We start from the raw sequence: 10,429 nt of genomic DNA on the forward strand, positions 1-10,429 counted from the left end.
CCGCGACCCACACCCCCTGACCCACACCCCCACCCCGGAGCAACACACCACGCGACGCCGACGCCAACGCCACAAGCAATCCACCCCTTCCGACTCCGCCCCGGAGCAACTCCCGCGTCCGGAAACCGCCCCGGCACTCGATCCGCGCCTCCCACCCGGACCCCAGACGCGCTTCCACCTCCCAACTCCCAACCGGGACACGATCCGCGCCTGCAGCCAGCCCTGGAGCAACTCCCGCCCCACGACCCCAAACCGGGGACGCCAGCCCCGCCCCGGACCTTGCCCTTGAACGCGGCCCATCCCCCCGCCCAGGCCCCGGACTCGATTCCGCCTCCCGACCCCGGCCGCCCCGGAGCGACTCCTATCCGGACACCGCCCCGGCACGCGATCCGCGCCTCTCGCTCAAAGGCGGACGCGATTCCTGCCCCCCCCCGACCCGGCCCTGCACGCAATCCCGCCTGCCACTCAGATTCCGCACGCGCCGCCGCCTCCCGGCCCGAATCCGGGACTCGATCCCCGCCTCCGGACCTTGCCCCTGGACGCGAGCACGCGTGCTGCCGGACACCCGACCAACCCGGCAGCCGCCCCCCTCACCCCCGCCAAGCCCCGGCGTCAGCCGCCCGTACCCGGTCGTATGCGAAACCCAAGGCCCCGTGTACGACCAGCAGCACGCCGGCCGCGACCCATCCCCCGCTGCGCCGCCGCAGGCCCCACGCCGCGAGTGGCACTCCGGCTGTCACCTGGACGGCGGCCAGGGCGCGGGCGCGGGGGCCCCGCAGCCATGGGCCGAAGCGGCCCCGTTCGACGACGTCCAGCTCCGCACGTACCGCGTCCCGCCATCCCGACCACTCGACCTCGCGGACATCCGGCAGCACATGCGCCACCGCCCTCAGCCGGTCGGCCGGCTCCCCGGGGCCCAGTCCGACGGGCAGGGCCACGCCCGCCCCGGTCAGCACGGCGAGCAGGCCCAGGAGTCGCGCCCGCGCGTCCGCCTCCGAGTCCGGGCTGCCCAGAGCCTCCAGCGCCTGCATGTCGAGTACGGGGTCGAGCCCCAGGCGGGCGGCGAACGTCCGCATCGCCTCGCCCTCGCCGACGGGCGTGCCGTTCGCCAGCCATACGTATCCGACCGTGCGGCGGAAGCCCGCCGCGAGGATGTAGCCGGAACGGTCGGCGTCCCACCACAGCGCGACCACCGGCCAGGGCGCCCCGACGGCGAGCGCGGTCGCCCACCCGGTGAGCACCCGGTCCACCGGCTCACCGCCGTGCACCCAGGGCTTGCCCTCGGGCACGAGCACGCTCCAGTCGCGCCCCGCCGGGGCCAGCAGCATCCGCTCGCGCAACAGCCGGGCGGCGGGCTCGACGACGTCGGGTTCGGCCCGGCAGAGCAGCAGCGCACCGACGGCGGCGCGCTCGGAGTCATCGGACGACATGGCCCCACGCTAGGACACAACGGTGCATTCGGCGCAGAAGAGTCGGCCGTCGGACGAGCCCGCGCAGCCGGTATCGCGACCAGTCTTGACTTTCGACATCCGCGATATATCGTGTGTAGCAGAGACGCGATATGGCGCGTTCCGTCCGGAGCTCGTGGGCCGCCCGGCCTGCCCGCCCCCGGCCCGCCCGAGGAGGTCAGCCCGATGTCAGAGTGGTCCGTCGCCGAGCCCCAGAAGCTCACCTTCGACGCCCCCGTGACGACACTCCATGTCCGCGTCGTCAACGGAACGGTGAACGTCGTGGGCACCGACGAAGTTTCCGCGCGCCTTGAGGTCTCCGAGATCGAAGGGCCGCCGCTGACCGTCACACAGTCGGACGGCACCCTCTCCGTCGCGTACGACGACCTGCCCTGGAAGGGCTTCCTCAAGTGGCTCGACCGCAAGGGCTGGCGGCGCAGCGCGGTGGTCTCCCTGGCCGTCCCCGCGGGCACCCGCGTCGAGGTCGGCGTCGTCGGCGCGGGCGCCGTCGTCTCGGGCATAGAGGGGCGCACGGAGGTCAGGGGCGTCACGGGCGACACGACCCTGGTCGGCCTCTCGGGCCCGGTCCGCGCCGACACGGTCTCCGGGAGCGTGGAGGCGCAGGGCATCACCGGCGACCTGCGGTTCAACTCCGTCTCCGGCGACCTGACCGTCTTCGAGGGAGCGGGCTCCTCCGTTCGGGCCGAATCGGTGAGCGGCTCCATGATCGTGGACATCGACCCGGCGGGCACCCCGACCGACATCGGCCTGACGAACGTATCGGGGGAGATCGCGATCCGGCTGCCCCACCCGGCGGACGCGGAGGTGGAGGCGAACACAGCGAGCGGCGCCGTCTCCAACGCGTTCGAGGATCTGCGGGTCAGCGGACAGTGGGGGGCGAAGAGGATCACCGGCCGGCTCGGCTCGGGCAGCGGAAAGCTGAGGGCGACCACACTCTCGGGATCCATCGCGCTGCTGCGCAGGCCCGCGATGGAGGAAGGCCCGATGGAGGAGGGTCCGATGGAGCAAAACCCGATGGGGGAAGATCCGTATGGCGAGGCCGCACCGGCCACGCCTCCGACGGACACCCCTCCGGCGGAGACTCCCCCGACCGACACCCCCCGGGCCGACGACGCCGCCCCGAGCGACACCTCTCCGAGCGACACCGCTCTGAACGAGACCGCTCCGAGCGACGCCGCCCCGAACGACAAGAAGGTGCTCTGAGATGGCCCCCGTGTTCGCCCACGGCCGACTGCGCCTGTATCTGCTGAAGCTCCTCGACGAGGCCCCGCGCCACGGCTACGAGGTGATCCGCCTCCTGGAGGAGCGCTTCCAGGGTCTTTACGCGCCTTCGGCGGGCACGGTCTACCCGCGCCTGGCGAAGCTGGAGGCCGAGGGCCTGGTCACGCACACCACGGAGGGCGGCCGCAAGGTCTACTCCATCACGGACGCGGGCCGCGCCGAACTGGCCGACCGCAGCGGCGAGCTGGCCGATCTGGAGCTGGAGATCCGCGAGTCGGTCGCCGAGCTCGCGGCCGAGATCCGCGACGGCGTCCGCGGCGCGGCGGGCGAGCTCCGCCGCGAGATGCGCGCGGCAGCAGAGGAAGCCCGCACCTCGGACGGCAAGGGCGCCAAGAACGGGACCGGCGGCACCGGCGGCACTGACGGCACTGACGGCACCGGCGGCAAGCCCTTCCCCGACCCCTCCGACTTCTTCGACACCTCCTGGGGCGACAGCAAGGAGAGCTGGCGCCAGGCGAAGGAGGAGTTCAAGCGCGCCAAGCAGGAGTGGAAGGAGCAGGCGCGCCGCGCGAAGGACGAGACCCGCAGGGCCCGCGAGGAGGCCCAGCGCGCCCGCCGCCAGGCCCAGGACGCACAGGACAAGGTCCGCGCCCAGGCCCAGCAGGAGATGCAGCGCATCGCGCGGCTCGTCCAGGACCAGGTGCAGGACCACTTCACGCGCGGCGACTGGCCGACGGGGGTCCGTGAGGGTTTGTCGGAACTGGCCAAGGAGTTCGGCGAGTTCGGAAAGGACTTCGGAAAGGACTTCGGCAAGGAGTTCGCGAAGGGCTCCGGGAAGAGCTCCGGCGCGGCAAAGGCATCCGGCGAGGGCGCAGGGCCCACCGCCGAGGAGCCCAAGTTCACCATGGAGCGCGAGGACGCGGTCCCCGCCGAGTACGTCCCGGACTGGTCCCAGGAGGACGGCACCGGCAACCCGGCCCGTGATCTGGACCGCCTCCTGGACCGCTTCCGCGACGACATCCGCGACGCGGCCCGGGACCACGGCGTGAGCGAGGACCAACTCCGCGACGCCCGCCGCCACTTGTCCGCGGCGGCCGCTCACATCGGCGCGGCGCTGCGCACACCGAAGGGCTGACGCCGACGCCAAATCCGTACGGGCGGGGGGCACCGAAGCCCTCCGCCCGCACGGCCCCTGCCCTACTCCGCAGCGGCCCCGAACAGCACCCGCTGCACCGACTCATGAGTCACCCCGTGGTCCGCGAGCACCTCGCCGACCACGCCGGGGCGGACGGTGAGGGCGAGCAGGATGTGCTCGTCGCCGATGGTCCTGTCGCGGCGGGCCGCGGCGATGCGCAGCGACTTCTCCAGGGTGTCCTTGGCCTCGCGGGTGAACGGCCGATGCCCGGCCCACCCCCGCCTGCCCCTGCCGCCCCTGCCGCCCTTACCGCCCCCGCCACCGGCCAACGCGCCGACGCCATGGGCCTCTTCGACCCGCGAGACGATCTCGGACACATCGACGCCGAGCCCCGCAAGCGCCTCCGTATCCGCCTGCGAGAGCCCGCCGCGGCGCCGCGACTCGCCAAGCGCCCGCTCGATCGACTCCCGGCGGCGCGTGGCGCCGAGCGAGGACAGGGCGAAGGACGCCCGGCTCGCCTCGCGGTCGAGCAGCGCGAGCAGCAGGTGCCCGTCGTCGATGGCGTCGGCGTCCGCCCGCTCGGCATGCTCGACCGCGCCCTCGACCACACCGCGGGCGTCCTTCGCGAACCGCTCGAACATCACTGCCTCCCGTACTTCTTGTGCACGGCCTGCCTGCTCACTCCGAGCTCCGCGGCGATCTCCTGCCACGACCAGCCCTGCCGGCGCGCACTGCGCACCTGCACGGCCTCAAGCTGCTCCACCAGCTTCCGCAGCGCGGTGACGGCTCGCAGCCCGACTCGTGGATCACGATCACCCGCACGCTCGGCGAGATCCGTTGCTTCGGTCATGCACGTCAACTTACGTTGACAAAACCCGCCCGTCAACCAGAGTTGACAGGCGGGGGGAGGCGAAGAGGCTCAGACCTCCAGCACGATCTTCCCGAACTGGTCGCCGGACTCCATCCGCTCGAAGCCCTCACGCGCCCGGTCGAGCGGCAGCACCTCGTCGATGACGGGACGCACACCCGTGGCGGCACAGAAGGAGAGCAGATCCTCCAGCTCCTCCTTGGACCCCATGGTCGAGCCGACGATCTTCAGTTCCAGGAAGAAGACCCGCGTCAGCTCGGCATGCGAGGGCCGGTCGCCACTGGTGGCGCCGGAGATCACCACGGTGCCGCCCGGCTTCAGGGACTTGATCGAGTGCGACCACGTCGCCGCCCCCACCGTCTCGATGACGGCGTCCACCCGCTGCGGCAGCCGCGCACCGGACTCGACGGCCTCCACCGCACCCAGCTCCAGGGCCCGCTTCCGCTTGGCCTCGTCCCTGCTGGTCGCGAAGACCCGCAGCCCCGCGGCCTTGCCGAGCACGATCGCGGCGGTGGCGACACCTCCGCCGGCACCCTGGACCAGGACCGAGTCACCGGGGCGCACCCCGGCGTTGGTGAAGAGCATGCGGTACGCGGTGAGCCAGGCGGTCGGCAGACAGGCCGCCTCGGCGAACGACAGTTCCTTGGGCTTCGGCAGCAGGTTCCACGTGGGGACGGAGACCTGCTCGGCGAAGGTCCCCTGATACTTCTCCGTCAGGATCGAGCGGCCCTCACGGGGCCCGACTCCGTACCCGGTCTGCCCGATGACGGAATGCAGGACGACTTCATTGCCGTCCTCGTCGATCCCGGCGGCATCACAGCCGAGGATCATCGGCAGCTTGTCATCGGCGAGACCGACCCCGCGAAGGGACCACAGGTCGTGATGGTTGAGAGAGGCGGCTTTGACGTTCACGGTCGACCAGCCGGGGCGCGGATCGGGGGCGGGACGCTCCCCCAACTCAAGGCCACTGAGCGGCTGGTCACGGTCGATGCGGGCGGCGTAGGCGGCGAACATGAGCCGACGATAGGCCGGGGGCGTACCGGTGCGTAACCAGGTACGGCTGTGACACGCGCCGCGCCCCGTGCCGTACGCAGGACGTACGGAACGGGGCGCGGTCAGACCTTCACTCGCACCGCTCAGCGGCGGGCGACACCCTCGGCACGAGCCGCAGCGGCAACCGCCGCGGTAACCGCCGGCGCGACCCGCTCGTCGAACGGCGAGGGAATCACGTACGCGGCGGACAGCTCGTCGCCGACCACATCGGCCAGCGCGTTCGCCGCGGCGATCTTCATGCCCTCGGTGATCTGCGAGGCCCGCACCTGCAGCGCACCGGCGAAGATGCCGGGGAACGCGAGCACGTTGTTGATCTGGTTCGGGTAGTCCGAACGCCCCGTCGCGACGACAGCCGCGTACTTGTGGGCGATGTCCGGGTGCACCTCGGGGTTCGGGTTGGCCATGGCGAACACGAACGCGTTCTTGGCCATGGAGGCCACCGCGGGCTCCGGAACGGTGCCGCCCGAGACGCCGATGAACACATCGGCACCCGCGAGCGCGCTCTCGAGCGAGCCGCTGAGCCCGGCCTTGTTGGTGATCTCCGCGAGCTCGCGCTTGACCGGGGTGAGGTCCTCCCGGTCCTGGCTCACGACGCCCTTGCGGTCCGCGACCGCCACATCGCCGATGCCCGCCTCGAGCAGGAACTTGGCGATGGCGACACCGGCCGCACCGGCGCCGGAGATCACGGCACGCAGATCACCGAGCGTGCGCCCGGTCAGCTTCGCCGCGTTCCGCAGCGCCGCAAGCGTCACGACGGCCGTGCCGTGCTGGTCGTCGTGGAAGACGGGAATGTCGAGCCGCTCCTGGAGCTTGCGCTCGATCTCGAAGCAGCGCGGGGCCGAGATGTCCTCGAGGTTCACGCCGCCGAAGGACGGGGCGAGCCGCACGACGGTCTCGACGATCTCGTCCGCATCGGTCGTCGCGAGCGCGATCGGAACCGCGTCGACGCCACCGAACTGCTTGAAAAGAATGGCCTTGCCCTCCATCACGGGGAGGGAGGCCTCGGGACCGATGTCACCGAGCCCGAGCACGGCCGTACCGTCGGTCACGACGGCCACGACGTTCGACTTCCATGTGTAGTCGTTCACCAGCTCCGGCTGCTCGGCGATCGCGGTGCACACTTTCGCGACGCCGGGCGTGTACGCCAGGGACAGGTCGTCCTTGTCCCGCACGGGCACGGTGGCCTGCACGGCCATCTTGCCGCCGCGGTGCAGCGCAAACGCCGGATCGAAGGAATCGACAAGCTCACTGCCGCCTTCGTGACCCGTACTGCTGTCGCTGCGAGGATTGACGATCTCCGCTGCCACTTGTCTTACCCCTTAAGTCTTAAATCATCAGTTGAGGGTGTCCACTCCTGGTTGAGAAGTGGGCGGGCACCGCGTCTGTTCCCCGCCTGTCGGCGGAGGGAGGTACAGACACGCGGGCGCGCCGCACACGCGCCCTGGGCCCCGGATGAGGGGTGTAAAGAGCCTTTCTACCTGAAAGCGCCGGGCACGGGCGAGTGGGATTGGTTACCCACAAGGACCGCGGTCCTTGTACCGATCCAACAACTGGGCGCTAGAGAGCGGCACGATCCCCGGCAGGGAGAGTCGGCATGACCCGCGCATGACCCGCGCACTGGTCCAGATGGCGAGATTGACGGAAAATCTCAAATAGCGGCACTTCCTTCCCCAACCGGTACGGCCGGGATGTACGGGCCTGTCGGGGTTCGGGGCTCGCCCGTTATCCGATTTTGACATCTCGAGCACCCAGAATCGGACGGTCCGAATGGCAAGATGCCGTCATCACACGAGGTCGCGACACCCGAAGGTGTGTGCACGACCTCTCGGCAACTCCCTCATCCGCCGGAGGACCCTCATGACCGCACGCTCCATCTGTCGTACGACCGCACGGACGTCCGCGAAGACCCGGATGACCGCGGTCGGCGCGATCGCGGTCGCCGGCGCGCTGCTGCTGACCGGCTGCGGAGACCAGACCAAGGACAACGGCGGCGAGAAGGTCACCGACGCGCCGCTCGCCGACAAGCTGCCCGAGAACATCCGGGACGCGGGCGTCATCAAGGTCGGCTCGGACATCGCGTACCCGCCGGTCGAGTTCAAGGACAAGTCCGGCAACACCGTCGGTATCGACCCCGACCTGGGCGAGGCGCTCGGCAAGCAGCTCGGCGTGAAGTTCGAGTTCGAGAACGGCACCTTCGACACCCTCCTCGGCGGCCTGCGCTCCAAGCGCTACGACATCGCGATGTCGGCCATGACCGACACCAAGAACCGCCAGGAAGGCATCGACGAGGAGACCGGCAAGAAGATCGGCACCGGCGTCGACTTCGTCGACTACTTCACGGCGGGCGTCTCGATCTACACCAAGAAGGGTGACGACCAGGGCATCAAGACCTGGGCGGACCTCTGCGGCAAGAAGATCGTCGTCCAGCGCGGCACCGTCTCGCACGACCTGGCCAAGGCCGAGTCGAAGAAGTGCAAGGACGGCAAGAAGATCGCGATCGAGCAGTTCGACAACGACCAGCAGGCCCAGACCCGACTGCGCTCCGGCGGCGCGGACGCGGGCTCGTCCGACTTCCCGGTCGCCGCGTACGCGGTGAAGACCTCGGGCGGCGGCAAGGACTTCGAGCTGGTCGGCGAGCAGGTCGAGGCGGCCCCGTACGGCATCGCGGTCTCCAAGAAGAACCCCGAGCTGCGTGACGCGATCAAGGCGGCGCTCGACGCCGTCATCAAGAACGGCGAGTACGACAAGATCATCTCCAAGTGGGGCGTCGAGGACGGCGCGGTCAAGGAAGCCCAGATCAACGGCGGCAAGTGACCGCGTCCCTCTCAGTCGCTGAAAGGCCACTCACGTGACCACCGACATCACCAAGAAGGGCCCGGAGGACACCCCACCGTCCTCCTCGCCCGAGGCCATCAAGGCCATCCCGGTCAGGCACTTCGGCCGGTACGTCGCCGCGATCCTCGCGATCGGCGCGCTCGGCGCGATCGTGTACGCGTTCGCGCAGGGCGACATCAACTGGAACGCGATCCCCGACAACTTCTTCGACGAGCGCATCCTCAAGGGCGTCCGCGAGACCCTGGTCCTGACTGTCCTTTCGATGCTGATCGGCATCGTGGGCGGCGTACTCCTCTCGGTGATGCGCCTGTCGAAGAACCCGGTCACCTCGTCGATCGCCTGGTTCTACGTCTGGTTCTTCCGCGGTACGCCGGTCCTGGTCCAGCTGTTCGTCTGGTTCAACCTCGGCTTCGTCTTCGACACGATCAACCTCGGTCCGATCTACAAGGACGAGTGGTCGGAGTTCATGACGCCGTTCCTGACGGCGCTGCTCGGCCTGGGCCTCAACGAGGCCGCGTACATGTCGGAGATCTGCCGCGCCGGCCTGCTCTCGGTCGACGAGGGCCAGACCGAGGCCTCCCACGCGCTCGGCATGAGCCACGGCAAGACGCTGCGCCGGGTCGTGCTGCCGCAGGCGATGCGCGTGATCGTGCCGCCGACGGGCAACGAAGTCATCAACATGCTCAAGACGACGTCGCTGGTCGCCGCCGTCCAGTACTACGAGCTCCTCAAGTACGCCCAGGACATCGGCACCACGTCAGGTGCGACGGTGGAGGCACTGCTGCTTGCCGCCACCTGGTACCTGATCATGACGTCGATCCTCAGCGTCGGACAGTTCTATCTGGAGCGTTACTACGCGCGCGGTTCGTCCCGTTCCCTGCCGCCCACCCCGTTCCAGAAGATCAAGGCGAACATGCTCTCGCTGAGCCGCCCGAAGGGAGGCGTCGCATGACCGCCATGGTGAAGTCCGAGGGCGTCCACAAGTCCTTCGGCAACGTAGAGGTCCTCAAGGGCATCGACCTGGAGGTCAAGTCGGGTGAGGTGTTCTGCCTCATCGGCCCGTCCGGCTCCGGCAAGTCGACGTTCCTGCGCTGCATCAACCACCTGGAGAAGATCAACGCCGGTCGTCTTTACGTCGACGGGGACCTGGTCGGCTACCGGCAGAAGGGAGACAAGCTGTACGAGCTCAAGGACAGCGAAGTCGCCCTCAAGCGCCGGGACATCGGCATGGTCTTCCAGCGCTTCAACCTGTTCCCGCACATGACGGCCCTCGAGAACGTCATGGAGGCACCGGTCCAGGTCAAGGGCCAGTCCAAGGCGGCGGCCCGGGAGCGCGCGGGCCAGCTCCTGGAGCGCGTGGGCCTCGCCGACAAGGCGAAGAACTACCCCTCGCAGCTCTCGGGCGGCCAGCAGCAGCGTGTGGCGATCGCCCGCGCGCTGGCCATGGACCCGAAGCTGATGCTCTTCGACGAGCCGACGTCGGCGCTCGACCCGGAGCTGGTCGGTGACGTCCTCGACGTCATGCGCGACCTCGCCGAGTCCGGCATGACGATGATCGTCGTGACGCACGAGATGGGCTTCGCCCGCGAGGTCGGCGACAGCCTCGTCTTCATGGACGAGGGCGTGGTGGTCGAGTCCGGCCACCCGCGTGACGTACTGACGAATCCGCAGCACGAGCGGACGCAGTCGTTCCTGTCGAAGGTGCTGTAACCCCCTGCTCAAACGCGAAGGGGGGGGGCGGGATGACGTGGGGGGGTGGACCCCGGGAGATGCGAAAAAAAAAAACAACCCCACAAACACGAAACGAGGTATGATGTGCGCGTGGTAGTGGTCGATGAGGGGGGCGGT

10 protein-coding genes are annotated in these 10,429 nt (G+C 69.6%); 5 read left to right on the forward strand and 5 right to left on the reverse strand.

The genetic code is table 11. The features are described from left to right. Positions 1–590: 590 nt before the first annotated feature. Entirely contained in the window at positions 591–1,430 is an 840-nt protein-coding gene (locus ACFWY6_RS39710) for a hypothetical protein (RefSeq protein ID WP_384701045.1), read from the reverse strand. Between the two features lie 204 nt (positions 1,431–1,634). Here ACFWY6_RS39710 and ACFWY6_RS39715 point away from each other — a divergent pair, with 204 nt between their 5' ends. Further along, the gene (locus tag ACFWY6_RS39715) at positions 1,635–2,672 is read left to right on the forward strand and encodes a DUF4097 domain-containing protein (RefSeq protein ID WP_384701048.1); all 1,038 of its coding nucleotides are present in this window, start codon (positions 1,635–1,637) and stop codon (positions 2,670–2,672) included. Between the two features lies 1 nt (position 2,673). After that, positions 2,674–3,825 (forward strand): helix-turn-helix transcriptional regulator, encoded by a 1,152-nt coding sequence (locus ACFWY6_RS39720; protein ID WP_384701051.1) that lies wholly within the window; start codon positions 2,674–2,676, stop codon positions 3,823–3,825. A 62-nt stretch (positions 3,826–3,887) separates the two neighbouring features. Here ACFWY6_RS39720 and ACFWY6_RS39725 read toward each other — a convergent pair whose 3' ends face one another. From ACFWY6_RS39725 to ACFWY6_RS39740, 4 genes are all read right to left on the reverse strand, one after another. Continuing rightward, on the reverse strand, positions 3,888–4,466 hold the full coding sequence (locus ACFWY6_RS39725; RefSeq protein ID WP_384701054.1) for a Clp protease N-terminal domain-containing protein: 579 nt from the start codon (positions 4,464–4,466) through the stop codon (positions 3,888–3,890). Continuing rightward, complete coding sequence (locus ACFWY6_RS39730) at positions 4,466–4,675, reverse strand: helix-turn-helix domain-containing protein (RefSeq protein WP_135334012.1); 210 nt, start codon at positions 4,673–4,675, stop codon at positions 4,466–4,468. The genes ACFWY6_RS39725 and ACFWY6_RS39730 overlap by 1 nt, the downstream gene beginning before the upstream one ends. 69 nt (positions 4,676–4,744) lie before the next feature. After that, positions 4,745–5,707, reverse strand: a complete 963-nt coding sequence (locus ACFWY6_RS39735; RefSeq protein WP_365486758.1) for a zinc-binding dehydrogenase — start codon at positions 5,705–5,707, stop codon at positions 4,745–4,747. A gap of 122 nt (positions 5,708–5,829) precedes the next feature. Next, positions 5,830–7,053, reverse strand: a complete 1,224-nt coding sequence (locus ACFWY6_RS39740; protein ID WP_384701059.1) for an NADP-dependent malic enzyme — start codon at positions 7,051–7,053, stop codon at positions 5,830–5,832. A 550-nt stretch (positions 7,054–7,603) separates the two neighbouring features. Between ACFWY6_RS39740 and ACFWY6_RS39745 the strand changes: the two genes are divergently transcribed. From ACFWY6_RS39745 to ACFWY6_RS39755, 3 genes are read left to right on the forward strand one after another with little or no spacing between them, the layout of a single operon-like run. Beyond that, positions 7,604–8,560, forward strand: a complete 957-nt coding sequence (locus ACFWY6_RS39745; protein ID WP_384701062.1) for an ABC transporter substrate-binding protein — start codon at positions 7,604–7,606, stop codon at positions 8,558–8,560. 34 nt (positions 8,561–8,594) lie between these two features. Further along, complete coding sequence (locus tag ACFWY6_RS39750; protein ID WP_384701064.1) at positions 8,595–9,533, forward strand: amino acid ABC transporter permease; 939 nt, start codon at positions 8,595–8,597, stop codon at positions 9,531–9,533. Then, positions 9,530–10,291: an amino acid ABC transporter ATP-binding protein gene (locus tag ACFWY6_RS39755; protein ID WP_360767443.1), complete on the forward strand. Its 762-nt coding sequence runs from the start codon at positions 9,530–9,532 to the stop codon at positions 10,289–10,291. Before ACFWY6_RS39750 ends, ACFWY6_RS39755 begins: the two co-directional genes overlap by 4 nt. The last annotated feature ends 138 nt before the right edge of the window (positions 10,292–10,429 follow it).

It is taken from the genome of Streptomyces sp. NPDC059037 (assembly GCF_042740015.1).
Taxonomy (GTDB): domain Bacteria; phylum Actinomycetota; class Actinomycetes; order Streptomycetales; family Streptomycetaceae; genus Streptomyces.